This is a genomic window from Bacteroides sp. RTP21281st1_H5_RTP21281_210402, from assembly GCF_040918965.1.
Taxonomy (GTDB): domain Bacteria; phylum Bacteroidota; class Bacteroidia; order Bacteroidales; family Bacteroidaceae; genus Bacteroides; species Bacteroides congonensis.
Map to the genome: position 1 here is coordinate 20401 of NZ_JBCOWR010000003.1, position 26050 is coordinate 46450.

Annotated in this window: 24 protein-coding genes; 6 read left to right on the forward strand and 18 right to left on the reverse strand. The window is 51.7% G+C overall.

What is annotated here, in order from left to right:
- Positions 1 to 7 precede the first annotated feature (7 nt).
- The 14 genes from AB5443_RS05615 to AB5443_RS05680 are packed head-to-tail and all read right to left on the reverse strand — an operon-like array spanning position 8 to position 13556.
- Positions 8 to 184: a hypothetical protein gene (locus AB5443_RS05615; RefSeq protein WP_016278614.1), complete on the reverse strand. Its 177-nt coding sequence runs from the start codon at positions 182 to 184 to the stop codon at positions 8 to 10.
- Between the two features lie 12 nt (positions 185 to 196).
- Positions 197 to 1753 carry a glucosaminidase domain-containing protein gene (locus AB5443_RS05620; protein ID WP_008782471.1) on the reverse strand — a complete coding sequence of 519 codons (1557 nt, stop codon included), beginning with the start codon at positions 1751 to 1753 and terminating at the stop codon, positions 197 to 199.
- A gap of 11 nt (positions 1754 to 1764) precedes the next feature.
- A complete protein-coding gene (locus tag AB5443_RS05625) occupies positions 1765 to 4035 on the reverse strand; it encodes a zincin-like metallopeptidase domain-containing protein (RefSeq protein WP_008782472.1) in 2271 nt (756 codons plus the stop codon).
- Between the two features lie 27 nt (positions 4036 to 4062).
- Positions 4063 to 5862 carry a hypothetical protein gene (locus AB5443_RS05630; RefSeq protein ID WP_008782473.1) on the reverse strand — a complete coding sequence of 600 codons (1800 nt, stop codon included), beginning with the start codon at positions 5860 to 5862 and terminating at the stop codon, positions 4063 to 4065.
- A gap of 8 nt (positions 5863 to 5870) precedes the next feature.
- Positions 5871 to 6152 carry a hypothetical protein gene (locus AB5443_RS05635; RefSeq protein ID WP_004301295.1) on the reverse strand — a complete coding sequence of 94 codons (282 nt, stop codon included), beginning with the start codon at positions 6150 to 6152 and terminating at the stop codon, positions 5871 to 5873.
- 23 nt (positions 6153 to 6175) lie between these two features.
- Positions 6176 to 7000: a M23 family metallopeptidase gene (locus tag AB5443_RS05640; RefSeq protein ID WP_016278613.1), complete on the reverse strand. Its 825-nt coding sequence runs from the start codon at positions 6998 to 7000 to the stop codon at positions 6176 to 6178.
- A 25-nt stretch (positions 7001 to 7025) separates the two neighbouring features.
- Complete coding sequence (locus tag AB5443_RS05645) at positions 7026 to 7691, reverse strand: hypothetical protein (protein WP_008782475.1); 666 nt, start codon at positions 7689 to 7691, stop codon at positions 7026 to 7028.
- A 13-nt stretch (positions 7692 to 7704) separates the two neighbouring features.
- Entirely contained in the window at positions 7705 to 8388 is a 684-nt protein-coding gene (locus tag AB5443_RS05650; protein WP_008782476.1) for a hypothetical protein, read from the reverse strand.
- A gap of 14 nt (positions 8389 to 8402) precedes the next feature.
- Complete coding sequence (locus tag AB5443_RS05655; protein WP_008782477.1) at positions 8403 to 9092, reverse strand: hypothetical protein; 690 nt, start codon at positions 9090 to 9092, stop codon at positions 8403 to 8405.
- Positions 9073 to 9570: a PH domain-containing protein gene (locus AB5443_RS05660; protein ID WP_008782478.1), complete on the reverse strand. Its 498-nt coding sequence runs from the start codon at positions 9568 to 9570 to the stop codon at positions 9073 to 9075. Before AB5443_RS05660 ends, AB5443_RS05655 begins: the two co-directional genes overlap by 20 nt.
- Complete coding sequence (locus AB5443_RS05665; protein ID WP_008782479.1) at positions 9567 to 10955, reverse strand: toprim domain-containing protein; 1389 nt, start codon at positions 10953 to 10955, stop codon at positions 9567 to 9569. Before AB5443_RS05665 ends, AB5443_RS05660 begins: the two co-directional genes overlap by 4 nt.
- 3 nt (positions 10956 to 10958) lie before the next feature.
- On the reverse strand, positions 10959 to 12536 hold the full coding sequence (locus tag AB5443_RS05670) for a hypothetical protein (RefSeq protein ID WP_008782480.1): 1578 nt from the start codon (positions 12534 to 12536) through the stop codon (positions 10959 to 10961).
- A gap of 16 nt (positions 12537 to 12552) precedes the next feature.
- Positions 12553 to 12777, reverse strand: coding sequence for a hypothetical protein (locus AB5443_RS05675; RefSeq protein WP_004301303.1), 225 nt, complete (start codon positions 12775 to 12777; stop codon positions 12553 to 12555).
- Between the two features lie 20 nt (positions 12778 to 12797).
- Positions 12798 to 13556 carry a DUF4099 domain-containing protein gene (locus AB5443_RS05680; RefSeq protein WP_008669702.1) on the reverse strand — a complete coding sequence of 253 codons (759 nt, stop codon included), beginning with the start codon at positions 13554 to 13556 and terminating at the stop codon, positions 12798 to 12800.
- A gap of 219 nt (positions 13557 to 13775) precedes the next feature.
- On the opposite strand from AB5443_RS05680, the gene AB5443_RS05685 reads away from it, so the two are divergent.
- Entirely contained in the window at positions 13776 to 14429 is a 654-nt protein-coding gene (locus tag AB5443_RS05685; protein WP_008782482.1) for a M23 family metallopeptidase, read from the forward strand.
- Positions 14430 to 14577: 148 nt separating this feature from the next.
- Here the strand turns inward: AB5443_RS05685 and cobO are convergent, their stop codons facing one another.
- The 4 genes from cobO to AB5443_RS05705 are packed head-to-tail and all read right to left on the reverse strand — an operon-like array spanning position 14578 to position 17653.
- A complete protein-coding gene (gene cobO, locus AB5443_RS05690; RefSeq protein WP_004301307.1) occupies positions 14578 to 15096 on the reverse strand; it encodes a cob(I)yrinic acid a,c-diamide adenosyltransferase in 519 nt (172 codons plus the stop codon).
- A 33-nt stretch (positions 15097 to 15129) separates the two neighbouring features.
- Entirely contained in the window at positions 15130 to 15864 is a 735-nt protein-coding gene (locus AB5443_RS05695; protein ID WP_008669706.1) for an ATPase, read from the reverse strand.
- A complete protein-coding gene (locus tag AB5443_RS05700) occupies positions 15861 to 16934 on the reverse strand; it encodes a nucleotidyl transferase AbiEii/AbiGii toxin family protein (protein ID WP_008782484.1) in 1074 nt (357 codons plus the stop codon). The genes AB5443_RS05695 and AB5443_RS05700 overlap by 4 nt, the downstream gene beginning before the upstream one ends.
- Positions 16931 to 17653 carry a DUF6577 family protein gene (locus AB5443_RS05705; RefSeq protein WP_008669710.1) on the reverse strand — a complete coding sequence of 241 codons (723 nt, stop codon included), beginning with the start codon at positions 17651 to 17653 and terminating at the stop codon, positions 16931 to 16933. Before AB5443_RS05705 ends, AB5443_RS05700 begins: the two co-directional genes overlap by 4 nt.
- A gap of 481 nt (positions 17654 to 18134) precedes the next feature.
- Here AB5443_RS05705 and AB5443_RS05710 point away from each other — a divergent pair, with 481 nt between their 5' ends.
- The 5 genes from AB5443_RS05710 (at position 18135) to AB5443_RS05730 (ending at position 25998) form a co-directional block, all read left to right on the forward strand.
- Positions 18135 to 18359 (forward strand): hypothetical protein, encoded by a 225-nt coding sequence (locus AB5443_RS05710; protein ID WP_008782486.1) that lies wholly within the window; start codon positions 18135 to 18137, stop codon positions 18357 to 18359.
- Between the two features lie 47 nt (positions 18360 to 18406).
- Entirely contained in the window at positions 18407 to 19039 is a 633-nt protein-coding gene (locus tag AB5443_RS05715) for a hypothetical protein (protein ID WP_008669713.1), read from the forward strand.
- A gap of 588 nt (positions 19040 to 19627) precedes the next feature.
- On the forward strand, positions 19628 to 24625 hold the full coding sequence (locus tag AB5443_RS05720; RefSeq protein ID WP_008782487.1) for a helicase-related protein: 4998 nt from the start codon (positions 19628 to 19630) through the stop codon (positions 24623 to 24625).
- A gap of 355 nt (positions 24626 to 24980) precedes the next feature.
- Positions 24981 to 25736, forward strand: a complete 756-nt coding sequence (locus AB5443_RS05725; protein ID WP_008669717.1) for a ParA family protein — start codon at positions 24981 to 24983, stop codon at positions 25734 to 25736.
- A gap of 7 nt (positions 25737 to 25743) precedes the next feature.
- Complete coding sequence (locus AB5443_RS05730; RefSeq protein WP_008669718.1) at positions 25744 to 25998, forward strand: hypothetical protein; 255 nt, start codon at positions 25744 to 25746, stop codon at positions 25996 to 25998.
- Positions 25999 to 26050: the final 52 nt, after the last annotated feature.

Genomic DNA, 26050 nt, shown 5'->3' on the forward strand with positions numbered 1-26050 from the left:
GGTACAGTCAGTCAGGTGCGCGTATCATCGCCCAGACAATCCATCCGGCGATGACTAATTGCACGCCCACGACAACGAACGTCCCGATCCACCCCAACAGCAGGTAGCAGAACCGGACGTGCAAAGCAAGGATGGAAACTCCCGCCAGACACTTGCATAGCTGTATCATCACGCATTTTATCATATCGCCATGCTTTTATCTTCGCAGGTTTTCCGTCTGTCCCTGTTGCCGGGACATCCCTTGCTCGAAATTCTGAGAGGCCGCTTCCGACAGGATAACCGTATTCAGCATACCGGTTACACGCATCCGCTTGGCCTCTTCCGTGAGTGTGCCGTTGTTCAACGTGGCAGACAACCGGCTCAGCTCGGAAGCGGTCAGCTCCCGTGAGACACGCAGTTCGCCATTGTCCGCATTCAAGACAGCCTTGCCGTTCTCGCCGATAGTCAGGTCGCAGTTCTTCATATTCGGCAACAACGGCTTCAGGTCAATGGCACGAAGATCCATCATAGCAGATATGGCCGCCTTCTGTTCCTCTTCGTTCCGGTTGTCAATCTGTGTGGCCAGCAGCATCAGGGAGGCGAAAGCGGTCATCGCCATCTCCACAATCGGGTCGTTGCAACCCGACATTCCCACACCGCTGTCCTCCGACGAAAGGAGCTTCTTCATCCATCCGTCAGGCGAAAGGTTCTTTTCAGGCACGGTCTCTTCCGCCACCTTGTATTTGGCGAGCAGGTCATTACCGTTGTGCAGCATTTGCAGCTTGATATGTCCTTTCTGTGCGATTTCAGCCAGATACGCCGCAGGGTCTATGTCCCGCATCGTTCCGTCGGCATAGATATTCTTCACACCGAAATGCAGATGCTCCCCGGTCGTCCGTGTCCCCGTATTGCCCGATGTGCCGAGCCGTCCGCCGGCCTGTACCGTATCGCCGACCTTGACGGAAATCTCCTTGAGGTGCATATAGGTACATTGTACCTTGCTGCCGTCCGTCCGGGCATATTCCACCGTCAGCGACCTGCCGCCGGGCGTGTTCCTGTTTTGGTTTACCGCCACGACCTTGCCGCCGTTTTCCGTAGCCAGTACCGCGTCGCCTTTACAACGGATATCCACCCCCTTGTGCATCTGCTGCTTTGTGCCGTCCATCGGGTCTTGCCGTGTTCCGAACGGCGAGGTGACGAATAGAAATTCCTCCCGTTCCACCGGAAACGAATACCCCGTTCCATGTTCCGCACCCTCGGATGTTTGGAGCGGATTGTGTTCCACCCCGAACTGCCTGCCCTGTGCCGCCATCTCCTGCATCACCTGCCTGTCATACTGCTGCAAGCCGTTCTGTTCGATGATTCTTTGCAGGTTCTCGGCATACTTGCCTCCTGTGGCGTAACCGGCTTTCTCAATACTTTGTGCCCAGCCCTTGTAATCGTCCGGGGAGAGCTTGAAGCAACTGGCATAGCGGCTGTTCTCCTTCAAAAAGCGGGAGTGATGCTCGTATGAATCACCCACGCTGTCATAGCTGCAGAACTTTTCATTCGGCTTGTCGTCCGTATAGGTTCCGTACCTGCCGCCCCCGGCAATCCACGAGGGGGTTGCCTTGATACCGAAATGGTTGTTCTCGTTTCTTGCCAGACGGCTTTGTCCGTTGCTGCTTTCCAGTATGCCTTGCGCCAATGTGACGGAAGCCGGAATGCCATACCTGCGCATCTGTTCCATCGCATACTCCGCGTACTGTTGTGCATATTCCTGATTCTTGCCCATAATCTTCCTCCTTATCTGTGAATACCACTGTGCGTTTCCTGTTCGGCCTGCTGCTTCTCTTGCGCCTCCATGTCACTGATAGCAACCCGCTCACCGGCACGGACAAGTTTCGGCAGGTAGCTGTCAAGCTGATTCATCGGGAACTCCGCATAAGATGTGAAGCCCCGTTCCCGGTTCCCCGCATACTCATTCAGTCCGATACCCAGTATTTTCGCACTCTTTACGGCGTCCTCGTCATAGAGCCGATACACCTCTCCGGTACGGATCAGGTGCAAGGCATCGGGGTACTTTTCCTTGACCTTGTCCCAAAACTGCCGTTGTGGGGAAACATTTTCATCATTTTTCGCTTCCGGCCGGTTCTTTGCCACCGCCTCGTTCTGTTGCCGCACCTGTTCTTCCTGCTTCTGTTCCCCGACGGATTGCCCCTTTTGCAGCACATCGGCAAACAGCGTGGCCGCCAGATGCCGCTTGTAGCCTTCACGGTCTTCCGCCACCCACATCCGTTGCCATTGTTGCGGCGTGACGCTCCGGGGCTGCAATTTTTGCCCGTCGATGGTCGCCACGCACTGAATGCCGTCCTGCCTGGTCTTGAAGACAGACACACGCTGAATACGGTTCAGGTCAATCTCCGGCGTCTCGCTGCTGAACAAATCCACTTTCAGGTCAGGCTTGACTTCCGCCAGTGTATAATATTTGTGCGCCAGCTCCATGCGTACCTTGTCGATGTTGTCCATCGCCTGCTTGAGCGTGGAGAAAAAGCGGTTCACATCCTCCTTGTCGGGATAGACACTGTACCCCTCCTTGTTCTCCGGCTTGATATAGAGTGCCCATCGGTTCTTGTCATCCTGAATCATCTGTACGGCATCGAACCCGACCTCGTTCGCCCGCCTGACCGCATCCGACACGTCCAGTGTGGAAAGCCTTTCCAATGTGTAGTTCCTTAGCCTGGCCAATGTCACCAGTTTCTCGTTGAAATAGCTGTCGTCAGGTCTGTAGCCCAGCGCACCGTCGGTATTATAGAAGCGTACCTGTTCGATGCCCTCCTTATTCAAGGCACGTTCGATACGCCCCTTGTTCATGCCGGGAATCTCGTTGTTCACTTCGGTCGAAGCCCCAGCCGGCAAAATGACATCCGCCGATTTCGCTTCCCGGTCAATAACGAGGACAATACTTTTCGCCGCCTTGTCCGGGTGTTGGCGGATTTCGTTCGCCACGAAGTAATGCTTGGGCATCTGCTCCTGCATGGTCGTGGTCTGCCGCCTGTTGCGCAGGGTGGCGTACTCTATTTTCTCGCCCCGTTCCGCCTTGCGGATAACGTCAAGCGCATTGTTCACGTCGCTTTCGAGTGCATCCATCATGCAAGGATTCTCCTTGAACTCCCGACACCAGTAATCCACCGTCTTCAGACTTTCATCGGACAGACGCGCAGGCAGCCCCAGTTCCAGCATCTTGATTCCCGAAGCCAGTTCCACAATCAGCCGTTCATATTTTACCGCATCCTCCGACGGGGCCACGCCGTTCTTCATGACCATGCCCTCACGGGCAAGCCGCTGTTGGTGTCCTGTGGCACTCACAATCTGCCGCAAGGTTTCCTGCACATAGTCGTGGTAATGCTCAAAGTCCTTTTGACGCGGCATATAGACCGCATCCTTGTCCGTCTCGTAATGGGGTAATCCGCAGCCGTCCGAACGCACGGGGACGAGGTTGTCCCGCATTTTCAGCAGGAAATCGTTGAACCGGGTGCGCAACTTGCGGTTGTCCGCTTCGGTATATCCTTTCTCCTGAACACCGCCGTCCTGTCTTACCGCATCCTCGTAAGCCGGCTTGTCCACGTAGGGCAGCGTCGTCTGGTCGATGTTGAAGATAGTGCGTATCTCCCGGTTGTGGACACCCTTGAACTGTGCCTTCTGCCCTTCGTCCAACTGGAGATAGGCGGTGCGGTCGATGGTTTCATTCGGGTTGTTCCGGTTGACATACTTGTTCCAGTTATAGAACAGGAACGGTACGCCCTGCTCATGCTCCCGTACCGCAGCACCCCGTGCCTTGGTCTCGCTGTAAAGCGTGAACAGGTTGGTCTTGCATCCGTTATTGTCCGAATGCAAGGCCATAAAGAGGGCATTGAACGGACTGGCCGAGACACCCTGCGGATAGAGCCGGGGAAATCCCTTGCCCGATACGTTGAGCCAATGGCCGCCGGCGTTCGATGCCCCGCCCAGTGCGGCAGACAGCAGCTCCGCCTGCCTTGCTTCGGCTTTCTTTTCGATTTGCGACTTTTCTTTCATATCATCATGCTTTTATTGTTCATGGAATTATTGGATGCCCCGTGTGCGCACGACCGTCTCCCGCTGTCCGTCGTCGTAATTCTGCGAGGCGATATGGCGCAACTGGTCGCTTTTGGCAAGCACGGCGTTCGCCAGCGTGTTCAGCGGCAATGCCCCTGCACGGTAAGCCTCTCCGACAGTCGGCGTGAGCTGGATAGTACAGGGAACACGGTCTATCGTGGCGATGAGCGTGCTGCCTTGCAGTACCGGGTTCACGATACGGGGATTGAGCGGCTCGTCGGGATAACGGCGGTACTGTTTCTCCGTCTGTTCGGCAGCGGACGGCATGGGTCGCCCCAAAGCCTCGTGTCCAGCCTTGTTCAGCAGGTTCGCGCCGCCCAGACCGACAAGGAGCATCTTCAGCAACGGGTTACGCACGAACAGACCGGCCACGATACTCGCTATCGGCAGCAGGTTGTCCCCCAGGCGCAACGATTGTGTCTTGCCGGTAAACGCCCCCAGCAGGATGTCGGGCAGCATGGCCATGACATATCCGAGGTTGCCCGTGACGTCTCCCATACCGTCCAGCCCCAGCATACCGAGCAATCCGTTCCAACCGTTCGTGTTGTTCTGTACGGCCTGTTCCTCTTGCATTTCTTCCTTGTGGGGAACAACCGCCTGCCGTTCCTCTTTTTCTTCTTTTTCCCTCTGTTCCGTCTCCGGCTGCGCTGACTCCTTTTTGGCAGTTACAGCCGTTGCATTCTTATATTTCTCCAAATGCTTCAGATAGGCTTCTTCCTGTCCGGGAGCGACGACCAGCGGCACATCCTTGTACCGTTCGGCACGTTCATTCTTCTTTTCAGGGTGTCCGGGCAGTTCGGGCATTTGGAAAGGGGTAAACTTCGGCGTCTGCATCCACTTCAAAAAATTAAAGTCCATCACCGGTATTTTCTTTTTCAATCGCTCGTTGGCCGCCATGATAAGCGGACTCTCGCCGGTCTGTACCGTTGCAGCCTCTTTGCGGAAGTCCGCAAACACGTTCCGTTCGCTGCCGAACACCCCTTTGCTGATGCACTGTTCCACAGAAAGCGTATCAGGCTTTTTCGGCTCGAAACGGGAGGCGACTGCCGAGATAGCCACATCTGCCCCGACAAACTTCGCCAGTGTTGCCCACGAACCCACGCCGCCCATCATCACGGTATCTGCCGTTGCGCCCAGTACCCGACCCGCGCCTTTTTCCCATCCTTTCGGACGGTAGGCCGCTTCGCCCCGTGCCTCGATTTCCTCGGCAAGCGGCGAGCGGTTCAAGGTCTGCGAGAGTCCGAGCAGGCTCGATTCGGCGGCCTTGCGGATGATGTAGTCGGCTGACGATTTCGGCATACGCTCCTTGACCAGCCGGTCAATCATCAGTTCCTCCACCCGGTAGTCCATATAGGCATAGGCAAGGTCACCGCCTAATTGTTCCGACAGTTCATCGTAACGCTTGCGTCCGATTTCCTGCACGACGGTATCACGCCACTGCCCGGCCATGTATGCAAGGTCTTGCTGTATCTCCTTGGAGCCGGTAATCTCCGCCTTGCACATTCCGATATAGTCCTCCGTTGTCTTCGAGTTCCATTCGCCCGTGACCTTGAGTACCTGGTATGGGTCGCCCATCGGTTGTGCCGCAGACGCCATCGCGCTGAGTATGCCGCCCAAGGAGGTGGAATATTCCCTCATTTCCTCGCCCTGTTTCTTCGTGAGGTAAGCCTGCGTTTTTGACATGACGGGCGCAAGGTGGCAATGGAAATAGTCGCTCACGAGGCGTTCCATTTCCGCGAATTGCCGGCTATGTTTGATTCCATCCATATTGTGTACTATATATTTATCTGTTTCAATAACTGTTCTTTCGTCTGCTCGATGGCGTTGTGGTAAACCTCCATCTGCCGGGGAAAGAACTCTTCCAGCCATGCGTCCTTCTCGATGTTGTCCTGCATGAACCGTATCGCCTGCTCCCGTTCGATTTCGACGGATGTCTCGCCCTCTTCCCGGTTGTTGAACCATGCCTTCGTCCACCAGCGCACACCCGCCCGGTCGGGATAGACCGTGACAAGCCTCGGTATGTCGAAGCTCTGGATGTCGATGTCCAGTTCCGCCAACGGGTCGATGACACCGTTATATGTCAGGGCTTCGTCATGGAGTTTTTTTTTACGTCGCCGTCCGCTGTGGAGAGGTACACGTCATGCCGCAGGGCGAGGTAATGCAGGAAATCCGCAATCAGGAGGTTCTGTACCTTGCAGGCCAGCGGCAGGGCTTTGTGTCCCAGTCCGAGCGGATTGGCCATGCTCGGCATATTCTCGTAGAAATACTCCTTCATCGCGCCCACCGTGAAGATGTGGCGTAGCGACTGCTCCGTATTTCGGGGCAAGGTGTATGTCCCATGCCGCAAATCCTCCATGTAATGCGGCAGGAAGCGCAGCATCAGTTCCTCTATCTCCCTCTTGTCGTGTTCGTAATCGGTTTTCAGTTCCAGACCGGAGAAATAGTCAGTCTCGTGTCCGCCAGCCTGACGCATCGCCTGAATATTCCCGTACAGCATCGTCAGGAACTCCAGCGGGTTCAGTTCCTCTCCCTTGAAGCGGACGGCGATATGCAGCTTGTCGCCGCTCAGGGCTACCGTCTGCCCGGCCTTGACACGCTGGCCGAATTGGGCGAACACATTGGACAGGTTTCCGTAGGTCACCTCATACTCCCCGTAGCGGATGGTCTGGCAGATGCCGTGTCCGCTATCGTTGCCCACGCCCGACACGATGCCGCTGGCAAGGGCGGAAAGCGTATAGCACCGCACGTTGAAGTCGATGCCGTGATGAAAGAATTTCTCGCCCGTCGCCGGGTCGGTCTGTTCGCCGTAGCCGAGCGACAGCTCCACATCCTTGCCCTGCTGTTCCTCGAAAGGCATACAATAGCCGCTCTCGGATTGCAGGATCATTTCTTCTGTATATTTCATGCTGTTTCCATTTTGATTCATATTCCTATCTTCTCATCCCTCCGCTGTGCGTCTGTTTCTCGGCCGGAAGGTCAGGTGTCCGGCTACGCTGCACGTTTCCCGTTTCCTGCGTTCGGAGGACACCCGCGTTATTACCGATAAGCATCATGCCGAGGAACGCCCCCGCGATTTTTCCTAACCAGCCGAAGCGTCCGAATATGAGGAACGCCGCCGCGACCAGTCCGGCGATGCCCAACCCCGACACGTTGCCGCTGCCGAGGTTGCGGAAAAAGTTGCCGAACATATCCATGACACCGCCACCAGAGGCTTGGCGCAGAAAGTTCGACACGCCGTTCAGCTTGTTGTCGATACCGGTCACCGCACCGCTGACCGAGCCGATGGCTTCCCCGGCCTTGCCCGTCAGTTCACGCACACCGTCAGCCGTCTCCGCGAGGGTATTCGTCGCCAGTTCGCCGATGACCGCATCGCTCACGATGCGCACCACGCTTTTGTCGGTGGTCAGCTTCTCCCAGCCCACATAACCGACTGCGCCGCCGACAGTCGCCGTCTTGACGGCCTGACCCGCACCACGCAAGGTTTGCGAGGGGTGCAAAGCCGCATTGCCCATTTTCTTGCCGGTAGCCGCCGTAGCCGTCCCGACACCTTTCATGGCCTTGCCGCCATATTTCAATATTGAATCCCAAACTCCCATACGTTATCTGTTTTTAAGGTCTTACATTTTTTCCTATCTGCCGCCAGCGTCGCTTGGCAGCTTCCACGATGTCCCGCTTGTCGGCCGTCGGACGTGCCCCTTCGTTGATTTCACGCCAGATGTCGCCCATCGTCGTGTACTTCACCGCCTTGGTCAGCCGTTGCAGCTTCTTGTTCATCAGCTTGAGCTTCGGACGGATGCCGAAGACGATTTCCATGCGCTCCTTCTCCGTCATCTTGTTGTCCGAAAGGCACGCCATGCGGATGTCATTCACAATCTCCACGCTGTTCATGATCAGTTCCCGGTAAATCCGGTTCCGTTGCGTGGAGAGGGCGACGGCCAGCGCATTGGGACTGTTACGGCTCACCTGTCTGGTAAAGTCACCCATATTGTCAGTCAGCTTCGATATTTCGTGGTAGAAACCGTATATCTGCGCCGCGTAGCAGACTATCGACCGGAAAGAGTCCAGATAGTTGTTGAACTCCCGTTGCAGGTCGGTCGTGGCTTTCACTTCCTCTTTCGTCCACAGGTGTCCGGTGGTCTGCAGCAGCATGACCTTCTCCTGGTTCTTCAGCTCCTTTTCCGCCTTGTCGGTATAGAGCAGAATCATCCCGGCAAGCACGGGGTCGTTCTGCGCCCATGTCTTGTTAATACCGATGCACAACAATAAGATGCCTATCCAAATCGTCCGTTTCATTGTCAGTTCCGTTTTTATCGTGCGAGGACGGCAGCCCTGCGCCAACGGGTCATGGCCATCCGTGCCGCCTCCCCGTTGTTGCGGTCGAGCATCCCGGCCGTCACATTGTTCCACACATCATTGAGGGTATAGTACCGTATGCTCAGGTAGAGCAGGTGCAGCTTCCGGCTGAAAGCCGAAAGTTTGTCGTTCAATGCCCACAGGGTCTTGCTGCGTTCCGCTCCCGTGAGCATATTCTCATGGCCGCCCTTGGCTACCGCGTCATTCAGGAGCGTGAAGACCGATACCAGTTCCGTTGCCGTCTCGATATACAGGTTGTTCATGCTCATGGAGGCGACGATGCCCTGCGGATTGTTCCTGATAGCCTTGCCTAATTTCCCCAACGTAAGGAAGATTCTCACCCCGTCGTTATAGAGGTGGGTGCAGGCTTTCAGTGATGAAGCATAGCCGCTTGCCGTCTTGAGATAGCTGTTATATTGCTTCTCCCATTTGTGAATGCGGTTGAACTCGGCGGCGATGCTGTTCTGCAGCATCGCTGTCTTCGTTTGGCCGTTTATCTGTTTCTCTATCTGGTCATTGATGACTTCGTTGCCCTCGGCCAACGCCATCCATTCCAACGGATTGGATGCCGTGATTTGTGCTTTCGCCCAGTGTGGCATCATGCAGACGGCAAAAATGACCAGACTAATGATTCGTGATTTCATATATTCCCTTTTTTCGTTTGTTATACTCGACCCGTTCCCGGATAAGCGTTACCGCATCGAAGTCGTATTCAATACCTACCAAATCAAGCCGGGGTGTATTCCTGTCCGTCGAGAAGATGCGTACCGTCTTCAATCCGCAAAGCTGTTGCATGAGGCTTTGGTGTTCCACAAAGTCCACGATGCGGTATTGCTCCATGTAGTCCGTCTTCCGGGACAGCACCCCATGCTGGCTGATAAGCTGCTCGCAACCGATATGGTAGCGTGTCCGGCGCAGATAGATGAAACGGTACAGCAATGCCAAAGAGAGCAAGGTGGCGACCGGTACGGCAAGAGCCGTCAGAGGCAGCCCCTCCATACCTCCGTACACCCATGCCGCACAACACAGCACGATTGCGGGCAGCTCGTCGATAAAGAACTGTCCGGCGTGCGGTTGCAGCACGATACTTTGGAAATGTCCTGTAGGTGCATCGGTCATCATCGGCGAAAGTGTGTTTGTTGTTCCTCTTCCGGTGACTGTTCTCTCGCCTGTGTCTCATCGACCGTCTCTTCCCGTTTCAGCTCGGCCAAAAGCTGTTCGTTCCAGTCCTTGCTGGGATAGGTCGGCTGTTCACGGACAAAAGAGGTATCGTTTTCCCTGTCCAAGCCGAGGAACTCCCGCAGCCCTTCCCGAAATTCCCGGTAATGACCGTTCATGATATCCGTCTGCTCCCGTATGTCGTCCGGGTGGCACAAACCGCTCGACCGCATCGACATGGCTTCTTCCCACGCGGATTCATATTTGCCGTAACTCGACCGCAAAGCGTCGGGCAACAGTTCAATGTCGCCTTCATCGAGATTCTTGCCGTCAGCGACGGAATCCAGATATGCCTTCCGCTCCGGCGTCTGCTCGATGGTGGAGCGGACAACCCGGTACATCTCCTGTTGCAGATTCTTGGCAAACTCGATTCCCGCAAGGTCGGTATCAAAACAGATATGCTGCCGGGCAGGAAGTGTAAGTGCGAGAACACCCCGCATCTGTTCCACCGTCGGGTTGCCGCCGGTAGATACGAAGACCGCTTTCCGCAAATCCTTGTTGTTTACCTGATGAAGCTGGTAATAGGCCATCGCATCGTAGGCACTCTCGAACCAGTAGATATGCCTGGCATTCGCAAGAGGCGTTTGGGCTGGGCTGGCAATCCATAGCCCTTGGCTCGAATTGCTCCCTTCCGCCTTTCCTTTATAACTGCCGCTGCCGTCCATGCGGGGGCGGCCTCGCTCTTCCAGACCGACAACCTGCCCCGTATCTTTCGGAACGGTCAGCGGAAAGGCGAGGTTGGTGTATTTCATGCCGTCCTCACGATGCTTTGTCGCCAGACAGAAATTCCGGTGGAAGGCGTATTGCGTGTAAAGGTCGATTCCACGATGCTTGAAAAACGGATAGAACTTCTTTTGTGTCGCCCGATCCTGCGGATTGAACTGGTGAATGTCGTAATCCGCCATATCAAACGGCTTCACCTCCCGTTTAGGCTGGATAATCCGGGTATCCCGGTCAGCGACGGGTTGGTTCAGCAACCGGTTGCAGACAAGGTTTACCAGTCGGTCGGAAGACACGCCTGCACGGTATTCCGCAAAAAAATGCGGATGCTCCTTGATAAAGGAAATGATGTTATACGACTTCTGCTGTTGCGGTTTGAAACAGCATTTCCCTTGCTGCGTGACAATGAACTTGTCGTTGCGGATGCGCCGCCCCTCGCTGTCCAACCGGACATACGAGGGATAGCGCAGGCCGTCGCGCCGGTTCAGGTGATAGCCCGCATCGATAAGCACGTCCTGAATGTTCAGCCTGCGCAGAAAATCGTCATAAGTCAGTTCGCCCTCTCTCATGGTTTACCTCCCCATTCTCATATCATTGATTTCACGGTTCATCTCTGCCTCGAAACAACGGATGGCCACATCCCTCGGCGTATCGACACCCGGCTTGAAGTACGGGCGTGGCGGACCGCCGAAACGCTCGCCGTAGAACTCCGGGGCATGGCAGTGATGGTGGATGCCGTGCGCGACACCCGCCGCGACTACCGTACCTGCGGTGAGGGCGGCAAAGATTTTCGTACCGAGCGCCCGTTGTGCTTCCGGGCGTGTTTTCATGTCCACTTCGCTGAAAATCTTGGAAAAGAGCTTCATCCGGTGATAATCATCCACAGCAAGGAACTTGTCGTAGTCCCGTTGAGTGATTTCGTGGCTGATAGCCTGACCGTCGATAACGGCGGTCATCCTGTATTTCCCCTCGGTCTGTGCCGGTTGAACGGCTATCTGGCTCACTTCGACTTCCCGTCCGTGCTTCTCTTCCCGATACCATCCCTTGTTTTCATTCAGAAACTGGAGGTCACGCCCGTCCACTGACGCACCGATCTCTCCCTGTATGGATTCCTCTTGCTGTTGCAGCGAGGTTTCCACCGGCATGAAAGCCTCCTGCTCCTGCCGTTGGCGTTGTTCCAAATCCTGCTGTACTTCGGGATGCAGACCGATAGCGATGCGTTGATCGCTGTTGAGAGCCTCCATCGTCACTTTGTCGGAAAAGTCAGCCCCGATAATGCCGTTCAGCAGTTCCAGACGTTTTTCTACGGGTTGTTCCTCGATGGGTGTGGCAACCAGTGTCCTCACTTCCTCTTCCGTCAGGTCATAGACCATATCGGCTTGGACGCTTTCCGACTGCACGGTTAGCGTCCGCCTTTCCGCATCCACGACAAGACCGTGCGAGGCAAGGCACTCCGCCCATTTCTCGTTGGAAAAATAGACCGGAGAGGCTATAAGCTCCTTGTACGGCCGTGCCGGTTCTCCGCTGCGCGGACGGCTGACAATCGGCGTGATGACCGCCTGCAAGTCCTGCAGAACGTCCCGTTGCTGTACGGGTTGCGCTTGTTGATGCCCCTTGTAATAGAATCCGTAACCGCCCGATTGCAACTCGCCGGGCTTCATGCGCCCGTCGGGACGTTCGGGTACGATGGACGGCCCCGGAAAGAACAGTTGGCCGCCGACCCTGCGCAGGTGGAAGCCCCACTGGTTGCGTGGCGTCCAGCCGAGGAACGGCGGGGGCATTCCCATCCGTCCCATGCGACCGTACTCGCCGATGCCGATGCGGTAGCCGTGCAGCCCCATAGCCACACGCCCGTTGGCATTGCGGGCATGGACGAAGTTCTTGGGCATGTAGAAGTCTTTGCCCACGATGCTCGTGAGCACGTTGTAGGCTTTCTTGTTGGCCGTATTGGTTCCCCAGTCCGTGAGTGCCAACATCTGACGTTCGCTTATCGGATAGACCAGCAGCGGAGAATCATGCCCCTGCACAATCAGCCGATACCCTGAACCATCAAGCGCAACATGGGCTTGCAGGCCGTTACGCATCAGCATATTGCGCATTTCGGGCTGCAAGTCCATCTGCCGGGGATTGGTATTCGTTCGTATCGCCATAGTCGGATTGTTTTCGTTATGCGTCGCCGCGTTCCATTGCCGCCTCCAACTGTTCGTCCTTGAAGCGGACAAACTCGGCAGCGGATTCGTTGCCGACAGCAAGCCCCTTTTCCTCGCAGTAACGGGCGTATTCCTCCTGCCAGTCGGCGGAGAAATGATTGACGTAATCGAGCCAGCCGTATTCGCCGCTCTGCATCTTCCCGACAAGCACCTCTTCGGGATAATATTCGTTTTGTGCCATAATCTACGGATTGATTGTTTTTACTTGTGAAGGGCTGCCGCACGGTTGCGCTCGCCGCTCTTCTTCTGTTCGTTCCACAACTCCTCGGTGTAGTCCTCTTCCGAAACGTAGTCAAGGTTGCCGTCATCGTCCATGACCCAGCAACCGTAGCACCCGAAGGTGTATTTGTCCCACTCTCGCTTGGGTTGGTTGCGCCATTGCTGCGCGTCGCCCGAACAGATGCGGATGCCGGTCTTGGCATGAAGGTCTATGCCCACTGTGGCAGGCTCGCCGTCCACGACGACCGTCAGCGGCTCGCCGTGCTGCATCCCGTTTACCTCCACTGCACCGAGGCGCATGACCTCGGCCAGCACTTTCAGGTTGCGTGCGATGATGGGCGTGGGGACATACATCACCTGTTTCGTCTCGGTGTCAATCTGCACGAAAGCCTTGCTGTTCCGGCCGTCCGCCATTTCCACGTCGGCGACAATCGCCTTGCCGTCGAGCAACTGTTTCTGCTGCGCTTCGTCATACCGTTCCAACGGAGAGGATTTCAGTGCCGGATAGAAGACCACATCCACCTGACCGTTGTCCATGCGGATAAAGGCAAAGCGGCTACGGCTCTCTATTTGCCCGCCATGCTCGTCCGTAACACGCACGGGAAGCACGGGAGAATGCCGACCATTGCAGATGTCGTCCAACACACGCATCGGCAAATCCTCGATCATCTCCCGTGTGAGACCGAATCGTTCCAGTGCCGGGAAGGGTAATTCATCAAATTCAATCTGAACTTTTTTCATACTATATTTATATTATAAAATTGTACTATACAAAGATAGAGACATCTTATTGTGACGAACAAAAATACAGCTATATAAACGGTTGTAATATGCTGTTTTTATCTTCATTAGTACAATTATCTAATCAAAATCGTACTAATAGACGCAAAATATCAAACCAATACAAGAAATGACGGTAGTTTGTTTCCGACATGAAAATTCCCGTTATAACTTTGCCGAATGAGAAAAATTCTACTGATAGCAATATCGGGTATTTCATTCTGCACGATGCCCGTTCAGGCGCAGTTCAACACGATTGCCAAGACACCAGAAAGATACAAGGTAGAAGCCTTGCAGGAGGGTATGAAAAAGCCGGAGCCGACACCCGAAAGCATGGCTCCTGCACAGGAGACTTCGACAAAACCTGCCGATGAAAGTAAGAAGTTGTGGATTGACCGTTATCTCAGCGTGTCTTATCCATTGCAGCGCATCAGAATTACATCGCCATACGGCTACCGGAAAGACCCGTTTACCGGGAAGAGGAAGTTTCACGGCGGTATCGACCTGCACGCACGGGGCGAGCAGGTATTGGCCATGATGGAGGGGGTGGTCATCAAAGTGGGACAGGACAAGACTTCCGGCAAGTATGTGACCCTGCGGCACGGAAATTACACCGTCAGCTATTGCCACCTTTCACGGGTGCTGGCCGCCAAGGGTACGGTAGTCCGTCCCCGTGATGCCGTCGGTATAACCGGCTCGACTGGACGAAGTACAGGCGAACACCTGCACATAACCTGCAAGCTAAATGGCAAGAGTGTCGATCCGTCGGTCGTTTTCGATTACATCAGGACTACACAGCAGGAGTGCATTTCAGCTTTGAGCAGACTGTTGTAAGAGTGTTTATGTCGCCAAACGCTAATCGAAAAGAGTGTCATTAGGTGATGTGGTTTTCGATTAAAACAGGGGACTTTTCATTTTGGAACTTATCGTAATTTTTTATTTGAATGATTGTGAAACCAAGACCGAGTAGGGAGATCGGACTCTAACGGTCTATCCCGTTGCGGGAGAGGACGCCTTCCGTGTAATAATGTTTGACTTCTCGCATCTCCGTGACCAAGTCGGCTATGTCGATCAATTCTGCCGGAGCGTACCGTCCCGTGATTACCAACTCTGTCCCGGAATGTCGTCGAGAAATCGCCGTCAATACCTCCTCAATAGAAAGCAACTCGTAATACAGGGCAATGGTTAGTTCATCGAGCACGACCAGATTATACTCTCCCGAAGCGAGAATTTGTTTGCAGCTTTCCAATCCCGCATAAGCTGCGTCAATATCTTCTTGTGCCGGCTTCTTTTCAATAAAGCACCCCCGACCGAATTGCTGGATGCGGACGTTGTTAAACAGATGTTCGATCTTGGTTTCATTATATTTCATGTTCTTTACGAATTGTCCGATGAAGACGCTTCCTCCGGCACACAAAACTCGAATGGCAAGCCCAAATGCGGCCGTTGTCTTTCCTTTCCCGTTGCCAGTATAGACATGTATATATCCTTTGTTTTCCATATTGTTGATTTATGATTGCAAATGTAATCCGTGTTATGGTTCGGCGGAAAGATGGGCAAAACAATAAGTATAGGTTTGAATCGTGCCATCCTCAAGCCGGATGTCATAACTTTGGCTAAAGGGAGTTCCCAGTCGGAAAAGTACGGGTGAAGAGAATATCGGTCCGTCGTAGCAGAACGTGTGGTATTCTCCGTTTTCTCCGTTGGGGTCCATTTCCTTGGGGAGAGAGGCAATAAAGTCGGCATCTACCTCGCGACCGATGGCATCCATTCCCAAGCCATCGGCTTGCGTGGTCACGATGACCGTCTTCAGTCCGGAAGCGAGGTATTGCTGCATGACGATTTCCGAGGAGACTACTCCCCATAACGGCTCCACAACCTCTATTCCGAGTGGAGCGAGTTGTCGCTCCCGGTAGGCACGGACATCGTGCAAGTAAATATCCCCGAAAATAAAATGGGTTACTCCTTGCTCCTTGAAATGTAGGGCTGCGCAAGTCATGGCCTCTGCGTAATTTTCAAGGTTCCCCTGGGGTGTGAGATTCACGATATGCAGGGGAATACCGATACTGTCTGCTTGTGCCTGAAGCAAGGGGAGTGGGATACCGTGCATGGTGGAGCGTTGCGAGTCACGATTGATTGTGGTGAGCAGGGCAACGATGTCGTATAGCTCCGATTGACGAGCTCGCCAAAGGGCATGCGCGGAGTCTTTTCCCCCGCTCCAGTTGAATACGGCTTTTATCTTTTCCATTCGATGTTCGTAAAACTTCATGCTTCCAATAACTCACTCGTTTTTGCCCAATAATAGTAGGCTTCCGGTAGGTTGCTTCTCAGCTTATTCAGTTTGTTGGGCAGCGAAGGTCGGATGACCATATCCTTTATATCGGCAGGGTTGTTGGAATAAGATTCTATTTCATTGATTCCCTTTTCAATTAACGTGGCTAAATAAGCCGCCCTTGCTGCATCAATAATGGCATGGTCTATCAGATAACGCTGATTGTACATGAATGATTTGACACGGATGATTCCGTCTTGTATCAGGTCGAAGTCTCCTTCTCCGGCTTTTCCCCGTGTGGAGATACAAAGTGCCGTTTGGCGGATGTCATTGAAAACTTGCCCTATGTCCGTTCCGAAAGACCGGTATGAAAGTTCGACCACCGCAATCTTACGGAACGCTTCTTTGGTAATCTGCAAGTCTGAAACATTTTCAAACAGCCGCCCCACATCATAAAGCTGTTTGGCTATCTCCATCGAACAGGACCTTCCATTCTTGTAATAAGGTATTCCAGTTGTGTTGGGAGCGAAAGCCGTCAGTTTATCGCCCAAAATATCTTCTGCGGACGGGACTGTTACCATCAATGGTTTTCCTTCCAACCGTATGAACGGGCAGTCGATAGCTATTTGTTGGGTACGGAAATAATGAATGTCCTCGTAGAGTACATCCAGCAGGATATAGGATTGTGCATCGGTGTCATTTCGGTAGGCAATCTGATAGAAAAACTTGGAATGGCTCTTGGGAATATCCGCATCATCCCGTTGCTTGCGTTCCACAAGTTCCAGATTGATGAAGCCGAAATCGGCAAATGATTTCAGATAGTCTTCAATGTTGGTTCCAGGGGGACAGATAACATCAATGTCGATTGACAGACGATGAGCAGATTTCCCAAGTATGAGCATAAGTGCCGTTCCTCCCTTAAAAACCAGTGGACACCCGGCTTTAACCAGCATTTCAAGCAGGGACAGGGCACGGATTACTTTCTCTATCAGATTTTTATCATTATAGTGCAATTCGGATGAAACCTGTTCGATCCATTCTGCCGTAAAACACTCCTTCTTTATCATTTTATGTTCAGATTTTCTAATATGGACAATATTTCTTCTTTTGCCTTACGTCTGCCGGCATACCTGAATAGCCGATTTCGATTGACAGCGTACAGGTTAAAGGCATTTTCAAAGATATGCTCGCTTTCACTACCTTGTAGGTAGAAGAAATCCGCATCCCTCAATATATCCACCAACAGCTTTTCCAGTGTAGGCATCGGTACATCTGATACTTTCTGCAAAGGAGCTTCCGAGACCAAATTTTTCACAAAAAAGACACGGCTGTCCATATCTACATATCGGTAAATCATATCTTTGTCCGGTCGCAGATAGACGTCACGGTTCCCGTCTTTCAAAAAGTTGAAAACCGTTTCTGCCGAATCCCTGTCTGTTTCCACATAGACAACACGGTTGGAAGAAAGGTGATGCTGCAAGGGTGCGATAATATCCCCCTGATAGACGCAGAACTTCGCAAATGGGAAATTGACCAGCAACGAATCGTAAATTTCTCTTACTTCACCTATGAGTTTAGGAACAAAGGGCTGTTTCATGACTTTAGCATACATTCCGCGTCCGGTTCTGACCAGTGCATTTTCATTCACGAGCTTGAACAGATACCATGACAAGGAAGACTTGCTTATACCAACCTTTTCGTGAAGATAGGCAAACAAGTCATCCATGCTGAAATCACGGTGTACTTCAGCGTATTCAAGTATGGATGTCGTTGTTTTATTACTCATATTATATCCTGTTTTTGCCTGCAAATATAGCAAATTTTCGGCACTATTTCTGAATAGTGCCGAAAATTTGTATTTATTTAAAACAATCTATATGTAAATAACCTTTTGTCATCATCTACTAAATATCGGCACTAAATTAAAATTGTGCCGATATTTAGTGGTTGTTCAATATTGTACAATGACAATTTACCAAATCGTATTTTCCTGTTTTATTGTTGTCACATCTCGTTTATCGGCAGGTCATTCTTTACTCTTTTCGTCGGCGAATGTAGGACGAAGCGCATAATCGCCAAGCCGCATTGCATTCGGATGACGAAAACAGACTGTTGCACGGTCGGTTTTCTATCCGGGTTTGGCTTATGATGCCACAGCTTCATCCTCTGGCTGCCTCAAAAAGCTGAAAACAAACCTGCACGGCAAACGAAAGCAGGGAAAAAGAAAAAATCAGCAGAAAAGTTCAACCAATTAAAAGTAAACAAGTATGGTAGAAGAAATTAGACAAGACGGCAAAGTGATATTGTCGAGCGAAGACGTTTTTTCCGTCCCTATGATTTTCAACAACCTTTGTGGAAAGAATTTCATTGGCAAAGAATACAAGGACTATATCAGGCATATAGCCTTTGAGGAAATGGGACTTAAGCCGGGCATCGTGTCCCATTATCGGGACGGTGTTCTATATAAGAACGGCACAATCCCGGAACTTTGAACAGGTAAACCCAAATAGGAACAGCAAAAATCAAAATTCATATAGATATGGAAACAACAACTATCCATCCGGCAGAAGCCTATCTCCGAAACGAGCAGAATCCCGCCTCTTTATATGTAAGGATTGCAGGCCAACGCAGGCGATTATTCATCAACCGCAATGAAAATGTTATCGGCATTATTGCGCCCAAAAAACGAAAAAGCGGGTACATCTTCACAGATTGGGCAAGCATTGAGAAGATATACTATCCGTCATCCTCTCCCGAAGATGCAGCGGACATAGAAAAGAAACTGGTCTTGAAATACCAGAAACTTGCCCGGCTTGCCACGCATACAAACGACTGGCTTCGCAAAATCGCTAATGCCGATTTGGATAAATCCCTTTACGAGAACCGCATCACGACCGGCACACGCATCGACGGCAAGTGTATCGGACTTGCCACCATCGAGAAGTATTGCGGCAGTTGGGATATGGCTCGTTTCAGAACGGCACTGAAGCAAGGCGAAAAGTTTTCCACCGGACGTTTCGACTTTTGTGGCTATGACGGTACGTTATGGTGTGAGCCGCGCGAAAACGGCGATATGGCGGCTGGATTCAGCAAAGAATACCGGAATTGCGGTAACGGCTACTATTATCTGCTTATCAACGATGAATACATGATAGGCTATGACATAGACTGAGTTATATGCAGGGTAAGGACAGACCGTATCGGGCAAAGTCTCGGTACGGTCTGATGTTCCCGTCCGCCAACGACCTTTTATAGAACTCCTGTTCTCCCTCTTATAGCCTTACATCCTGCGGCCAGTTTGCTTCAAGCAGCCTCACGCATTTTGTGTAACACCTTACATAAAGTGCGTGAAGCCCCTTTTTGCAAAAGGACGGACACGGACAGACTTGGCATTACAGGGGGCGGGATAAATCCTGCCCTCTGTAGTCCCAAGACAGTCCGTCGAAAAGTCCGTCCCGGCTGGCCGCCTTATTCTTTTACCCATAATCTTTCCTTTTTCTAACGGATTCCCATTAAACCCAAGTCCGCTGCCGTGCGACCTACGGGATAGAATTTTCCGCAAAGGTAACCGGCCGCTCCAATCTTGCCAAGGCCGGCGTGCCGCTGCGAGTGACACGTAAAAATCTTCCTCTCCGTCTGTCGAGCGTATTTTTTCGGATCAGCCTTGTCCGATTGTCCCTCACCACCTTCTGAAAGCAGAAAAATCTTCCCGGCGGTCGCAAACAGACCGAACAAAGGGAAATAAAAAGAAAGGTTAAATATGAGTTACAACAAATTGAAATCATTGGTGGCAAACGTGGAAGCGATAAAGACAGCGTTACAAATCCACATTCAAGGCAGACAAGCCACAACAGAGGAAAAAGAGATTTTATCCCTATATTCGGGGTTTGGCGGTATCAAAGAAGTATTGAACATCGGCACGGAAAAGCCTGTAAGTGGCGACATGGTAGAACCGATACAAAGATTGCAGGAGCTTATCGACACCTACCCACATTTCACAGAACCCATGCGCCACAACGTCATGGAGGGTATCAAAGCCTCCGTCCTGACAGCGTTCTACACCCCGAAATTCCTTGTTCAAGCGGTAACAAAACAAATACACACTACATTCAAGGATAACGGACTGCAAATGCGCTTATTCCTCGAACCGAGTGCAGGCATTGGCGGTTTCCTCCCGGTAGCCATGTCCGACACCTGCGGCTATGCTATTGAAAAAGACCCGGTTTCGGGTCTGATACTCTCCCTGCTGAATGACAACACGATTACACGGACAGCCGGGTTTGAAACGATAGACGAACAGGGTTTTAAACATACGAAATTCGATGTCATAGCCTCCAACATACCTTTCGGTAACTTCCGTGTGTTCGATGCGGAACTCTGGAAGAAAGGCGGCATATACGAGCAGGCTACCAAGACCATACACAATTACTTTTTCGTCAAGGCTATGGAACTTTTGAACGAGGGCGGTCTGTTGGCTTTCGTCACATCAAGGGGCGTGGCCGACACACCAAGCAACAAATTCGTGCGTGATTACCTTGTGAGCCATGCTGATTTGATAAGTGCCATTCGTCTGCCCGACATGCTTTTCATGCAAACAAGCGGTATCGAGGTAGGCAGTGACTTACTTGTATTTCAAAAACATACACACAAGGCATCACTTTCACAAAGGGAACAGCTCTTTTTGCAGGTCGGCAGGGAAAAGGCAGATACGACAGGCACAATGACCGAATACGCCAACAAACTTTTCACATTGTCGAAAACCACCCTTGCAACAGGCAGCCGCATTGCGATGAACCAGTACGGCAAGTATGTACGCAAATACCAGTGGCAGGGTGATGAAAACGCCATGTCGCAGTACCTCGCCGCATTGCTCAAACTCGACTTTGGCCGCTATTTCCGCAAAAGCCTTTTCACAAGTGAGGGACAGGACGGCATACACACGCAAATGTCCCTTTTCGGTAGTGTGGCCGTTAAGCAACCACCAAAAGGCAGACGAGCCTATACGGACGAGCCGGAAGCGTGGATGAAAGAGGGCGCAATGGTACTGTTCGAGGGGCAGGTGGGCGTTATCCAATACCGCAAATCCGACCTCTACCAAGAGACGGCCACCGATTTTGTCCCGGTGGACGAGGGCAAGGTGAACACCGACAGGGCAAACGACTATTTCGCTATCCGCAAGGCATACTTTGAACTTGCAATCAAAGAGCAGGAGAAACAGATGGAACAGCCGCAACTGCGTGAACGACTGAACGCTTGCTATGATGCTTTTGTCGCCAAATGGGGCTTTTTCCACGAGAACGACAACAAGGAATTTATCATGCTTGACAGCCTTGGCGTGGAAGTCTTTACAATAGAAATGCAGGTCAAGGGCAACATATTCAAAGCCGACATCATGCGTGAGCCTGTAGCGTTCAAAAAGATAGACACGACCGTGCAACTCACACCGGCCGAAGCGTTGGCAAGCAGTCTGAACTTTTACGGCTGTGTGGATATGGGCTATCTGACACAGACCACAGGCAAAGACGAGGACGAAGTTATCGACGACCTCAAAGGCGAGATATTCTACAACCCAGCCACCGGAGAATGGGAACACAAAGGCAAGTTCATAGCCAGAAACGTCATTGCCAAAAGCAAGGAAACAGGCTCTTATCTTCCCGACCTCACAGGCAAGGAAAAGGACTGGGCGGAAACCGCTGTAAAGGCATTGGAGGAAGCCATGCCCGAAGCGATACCTTACGAGGAACTCGACATCAACATGGGCGAGCGTTGGATTGACACGAAGCTGTACGCCGATTTTGCCACAGAGCTTTTCGGAACGGAAACCGATGTGATGTATTTTGACGTGAACGACACCTATCTGGTACGTCTGCAAGGATATTCCCCTATAGTCTATAACACCTATTCCGTAAAGAATTACAACGGAGAGGACTTGTTTGTACACGCATTGCAGGACACCGTTCCCGAAATAACCAAAGAGATAGAGCGGAACGGCGAAACGGTACGAGTGCCGGACGAGGAAGCCATACAGGAAGCGGCCACCAAGATACAGGAGATAAGAAACCGTTTCAACCAGTGGCTCGACTGTCAACCGATAGAGGTAAGGGACGAATTGGTAAGGGTGTACAACGAGCGGTTTAACTGCTATGTCCGTCCGCATTATGACGGCTCGGCACAGACCTTTCCGCAGCTCTCTTTCGAGAATTTCCCATACGACAGCCTCTATCCCTCACAGAAAGACGCTATCTGTATGATTAAGCAGAACGGCGGCGGTATCTGTTGGCACGAGGTAGGCACAGGCAAGACGATGATAATGTGCGTTTCAGCTTACGAAATGAAACGCCTCGGATTAGTGCAGAAACCACTCATTATCGGCTTGAAAGCCAATGTTCACGAGATTGCCGACACGTTCCGCAAGGCTTACCCCTCGGCAAAGGTGCTTTATCCGGGCAAGGAGGATTTCACCCCTGCCAACCGCAAAGAGGTATTCTCGAAAATCAAGAACAACAACTGGGACTGTATCATTCTGACGCACGACCAGTTCGCCAAAATACCGCAGTCGGAACAGACCATGATAGATATATTCACGGAAGAACTGGCCGATGTGGAGCGCAATTTGGAAGTATTGGAACAATCCACCATGCGCTACCGCAGCGGAAAGATGCAGGACGGTCTGGAGAAGCGCAAACAGAACCTCACGGCCAAACTTAAGGAGTTGCGAATGAAAATCAACGACCGGAAAGACGATACAGTCGATTTTCACTCGATGGGCATAGACCACATATTTGTCGATGAATGCCACATTTTCAAGAACTTAATGTTTCAGACACGCCACACGAGGGTTGCCGGTATAGGCAATACCAAAGGCTCGCAAAGGGCGATGAACCTGCTGTTTGCCATCCGTGACATTCAGCACCGGACAGGACGTGACCTCGGCGCAACATTCCTTTCGGGCACGGTAGTAGTTAACGCACTCACCGAGCTATATGTGATGTTCAAGTATCTTAGACCAAGAGAATTGCAACGTCAACAGATTTCTTGCTTCGATGCGTGGGCGGCGATATTTACGCAGAAGACAGCCGACTATGAACTGAACGTGACAGGTGCAATCAAGCGTAAAGAGCGTTTCCGCACCTACATCAAAGTGCCGGAACTGGCAATGTTCCTGCGTGAGATTACCGACTACCGCACCGCCGACATGATAAACCTCGATGTACCGGATAAAAACGTGCGCTTTCTTTCTCATGCGCCCACTATCCAGCAGGAGGAAATGATAGGCCGTCTGGTTTCCTTTGCACACAGCGGACAGTGGGAGGATTTGGGACTTGATACGCCCGAACCCGACAATCTCGATAAGGCTAAAATGTTGGTCGCTACCAACGTGGCACGGAAAATGGCTCTCGATATGCGTTTGTTGGGCGACAAGTTCAGCGACGATGCCGACAACAAGGCTTCAATCTGCGCAAGAACAATCTATGACTATTATGTGAAATCGAACGCCAACCGGGGTACGCAGTTCGTGTTCAGCGACCTCGGCACATACAAGCCGAATGAGTGGAACGTATATACTGACATTAAAAAGAAGTTGGTGAACCTCGGCATTCCGGCCGATGAAGTGCAGTTTATCCAGTGCGCCACCACCGAAAGGGCAAGAAAACGCCTGTTCGAGGACATGAACAACGGCAAGGTGCGTGTGCTTTTCGGCAGTACCACCATGTTAGGCACAGGGGTAAACGCCCAACAGCGGGCGGTAGCGGTGCATCATTTGGAGATTCCCTGGCGACCGGCCGACATGGAGCAGCGCAACGGCAGGGCGGTACGCAAGGGCAACACCGTGAAGCTGTGGGGCGGCAATGTGGTGGATGTGGTGATATACGGCACGGAAAAGACACTTGACGCCTACAAATTCAATTTGCTGAAAAACAAGCAGATGTTCATCAACCAAATCAATAACGGCACAATAGCCGTGCGCCGTATCGACGAGGGCGGCATGGACGAGGACAACGGCATGAACTTCGCCGAGTTCGTGGCTGTCCTTTCCGGCAATACAGATTTGCTGAACAAGGCAAAACTTGACAACAAGATTATGCAGTTGGAAAAGGAACAGGCCATTTTCAAGAAAGAACGCGTCCGTGCCGAGCGCAAAATAGCTTCCAATCGTGAAGAGGTTGAAAAGGCACGGCGTACAAAGGCCGGTTTCATCAATGATTGGGAATACTTCAACTCTTACGAGGGCACAAAGGTAACGCAGCTTCTCAACCTGCCACAAGCCACAACCGAGGAAACAGGCCGGGAATTACACCGCATCGCTAAAACCTACCGTAGCGGAGCGTATGGCACGATTGGTACGTTTGCAGGACTGAACCTGTTGGTACGCAGCGAGTACAGTATAACAGGGGTATTTGACCGCAACACGTTCTTTGTCGAGGGGACAAGCGGGCTTAAATACCGTTGTGGACTGACAGGTGCGTTACCGCTTGGCTTCGTGGAATCTGCTCAATATCCGCAGGCTACACTAAACAAATTGCCCTCACTTATTGAGAAGCAACAAAAGGCGGTGGAGCGGATTGAAAGCGAAATCCCCATATTGCAGGACATCGTTGACCGCCAGTGGAGCAAAGCCGATGAATTGGTAAAACTCAAACTGGAGTGCAAGGAGCTGCAGCGGAAGATTGACGAAAGTCTCAAGGATGCGGAACGCTCTCTAACCCCACCCGAAACACCGGCTACCGAATACGAACCTACAACCAAAGCCGCTTAAACCATACTCATATCTTAGCCTTTTCCCTCTGTTTGGTTGTGAGAACCCGGCAGAGGGATTTTTCTTGTGTTCCCCGATCTGACAGCGGCAATATCCGTTTATATGCTCCAAGAGGCTACTTTACTGTTATACAACCGATACTAAATGTAGTATATACTAAGGTTAGTAAAGTAGGATATTAGGAAATATCACATCGGAAATGATAGAATGCAACTACATTTAGTCAATCAGTATTTTAGTATAGTAGTAGATACTACAATACTAAAATATAAATAAGTAGTAAAATAGTATGCACTAATCGTAGTAAATACTAAAAATAGTAGTATCTTTGTATCAGATATAAAGATATGAAATTATGACAAAAATAATCGCAGTTTTGAACCACAAGGGTGGTGTCGGAAAAACGACTACTACCATCAATCTTGCTGCCGCATTGCAGCAGAAAAAAAAGCGAGTGTTGCTCATCGACATGGACGGTCAGGCGAACCTCACGGAATCCTGCGGTCTCTCCATCGAAGAGGAACAGACGGTGTACGGAGCGATGAAAGGCGAATATCCCTTACCGGCATTCGAGCTGGGAAATGGTCTTTCCGTTGTTCCGTCCTGCCTTGATTTGTCAGCGGCGGAATCCGAGCTTATCAACGAGCCGGGACGGGAACTGATACTGAAAGGCCTGATTGCAAAATTGCTTGAGAGCCGGAAATTCGACTATATCCTGATTGACTGTCCGCCCTCGCTGGGTTTGCTGACGCTGAACGCCCTCACATCGGCGGACTTTCTGATTATTCCGGTACAAGCACAGTTCCTCGCCATGCGCGGAATGGCGAAGATTACAAATGTGATCGAGATTGTCAAAACCCGTTTGAACCCGAATCTGAACATCGGCGGAATTGTCATCACACAGTTTGACAAGCGCAAGACGCTCAACAAGAGTGTAGCGGAACTCATCAGCGAATCGTTCTGCGACAAAGTGTTCAAGACCGTCATCCGGGACAATGTGGCATTGGCCGAAGCTCCGATAAAGGGTCTGAACATCTTTGAATACAACAAGAACAGCAACGGGGCAAAGGACTACATGGAGTTAGCAAAAGAAGTGTTGAAATTAAAGTAAAAACGATATGAGCAAAAGTGATTCATTGAAAAACGGCATGAGAAGCGGACTGGACGGCTTGCTGTCATCCACCGGGAAGTCCACGCAAAAGAAAGAACCTGCACCGGTCAAAACGGAAAAAGAGCCTGCTGTGCATTGCAATTTTGTTATCGACAAAAGCATCCATACCCGGATGAAATACCTCGCTATCGAAAAGAATATGTCGCTCCGAAATATTGTGAACGAGGCGATGAAGGAATATCTGGAGAAGCACGAGAAATAACCAGGGCGGCTTGCCGCCCAATCGACTTTTATACCAAATACCGCTATCTTAT

What these genes read in the sequence shown, in the direction of transcription:
- AB5443_RS05710 (WP_008782486.1), top strand. Translation starts at nt 18,135, where the DNA reads ATGGTAGAAGAAATTAGACAAGACGGCAAAGTGATATTGTCGAGCGAA.
- AB5443_RS05660 (WP_008782478.1), bottom strand. Translation starts at nt 9,570, where the DNA reads ATGATGACCGATGCACCTACAGGACATTTCCAAAGTATCGTGCTGCAA.
- AB5443_RS05715 (WP_008669713.1), top strand. Translation starts at nt 18,407, where the DNA reads ATGGAAACAACAACTATCCATCCGGCAGAAGCCTATCTCCGAAACGAG.
- AB5443_RS05675 (WP_004301303.1), bottom strand. Translation starts at nt 12,777, where the DNA reads ATGGCACAAAACGAATATTATCCCGAAGAGGTGCTTGTCGGGAAGATG.
- AB5443_RS05705 (WP_008669710.1), bottom strand. Translation starts at nt 17,653, where the DNA reads ATGAGTAATAAAACAACGACATCCATACTTGAATACGCTGAAGTACAC.
- AB5443_RS05625 (WP_008782472.1), bottom strand. Translation starts at nt 4,035, where the DNA reads ATGAAAGAAAAGTCGCAAATCGAAAAGAAAGCCGAAGCAAGGCAGGCG.
- AB5443_RS05630 (WP_008782473.1), bottom strand. Translation starts at nt 5,862, where the DNA reads ATGGATGGAATCAAACATAGCCGGCAATTCGCGGAAATGGAACGCCTC.
- cobO (WP_004301307.1), bottom strand. Translation starts at nt 15,096, where the DNA reads ATGGAAAACAAAGGATATATACATGTCTATACTGGCAACGGGAAAGGA.
- AB5443_RS05650 (WP_008782476.1), bottom strand. Translation starts at nt 8,388, where the DNA reads ATGAAACGGACGATTTGGATAGGCATCTTATTGTTGTGCATCGGTATT.
- AB5443_RS05685 (WP_008782482.1), top strand. Translation starts at nt 13,776, where the DNA reads ATGAGAAAAATTCTACTGATAGCAATATCGGGTATTTCATTCTGCACG.
- AB5443_RS05620 (WP_008782471.1), bottom strand. Translation starts at nt 1,753, where the DNA reads ATGGGCAAGAATCAGGAATATGCACAACAGTACGCGGAGTATGCGATG.
- AB5443_RS05700 (WP_008782484.1), bottom strand. Translation starts at nt 16,934, where the DNA reads ATGATAAAGAAGGAGTGTTTTACGGCAGAATGGATCGAACAGGTTTCA.
- AB5443_RS05645 (WP_008782475.1), bottom strand. Translation starts at nt 7,691, where the DNA reads ATGGGAGTTTGGGATTCAATATTGAAATATGGCGGCAAGGCCATGAAA.
- AB5443_RS05655 (WP_008782477.1), bottom strand. Translation starts at nt 9,092, where the DNA reads ATGAAATCACGAATCATTAGTCTGGTCATTTTTGCCGTCTGCATGATG.
- AB5443_RS05615 (WP_016278614.1), bottom strand. Translation starts at nt 184, where the DNA reads ATGATAAAATGCGTGATGATACAGCTATGCAAGTGTCTGGCGGGAGTT.
- AB5443_RS05665 (WP_008782479.1), bottom strand. Translation starts at nt 10,955, where the DNA reads ATGAGAGAGGGCGAACTGACTTATGACGATTTTCTGCGCAGGCTGAAC.
- AB5443_RS05730 (WP_008669718.1), top strand. Translation starts at nt 25,744, where the DNA reads ATGAGCAAAAGTGATTCATTGAAAAACGGCATGAGAAGCGGACTGGAC.
- AB5443_RS05695 (WP_008669706.1), bottom strand. Translation starts at nt 15,864, where the DNA reads ATGAAGTTTTACGAACATCGAATGGAAAAGATAAAAGCCGTATTCAAC.
- AB5443_RS05640 (WP_016278613.1), bottom strand. Translation starts at nt 7,000, where the DNA reads ATGAAATATACAGAAGAAATGATCCTGCAATCCGAGAGCGGCTATTGT.
- AB5443_RS05725 (WP_008669717.1), top strand. Translation starts at nt 24,981, where the DNA reads ATGACAAAAATAATCGCAGTTTTGAACCACAAGGGTGGTGTCGGAAAA.
- AB5443_RS05670 (WP_008782480.1), bottom strand. Translation starts at nt 12,536, where the DNA reads ATGGCGATACGAACGAATACCAATCCCCGGCAGATGGACTTGCAGCCC.
- AB5443_RS05720 (WP_008782487.1), top strand. Translation starts at nt 19,628, where the DNA reads ATGAGTTACAACAAATTGAAATCATTGGTGGCAAACGTGGAAGCGATA.
- AB5443_RS05680 (WP_008669702.1), bottom strand. Translation starts at nt 13,556, where the DNA reads ATGAAAAAAGTTCAGATTGAATTTGATGAATTACCCTTCCCGGCACTG.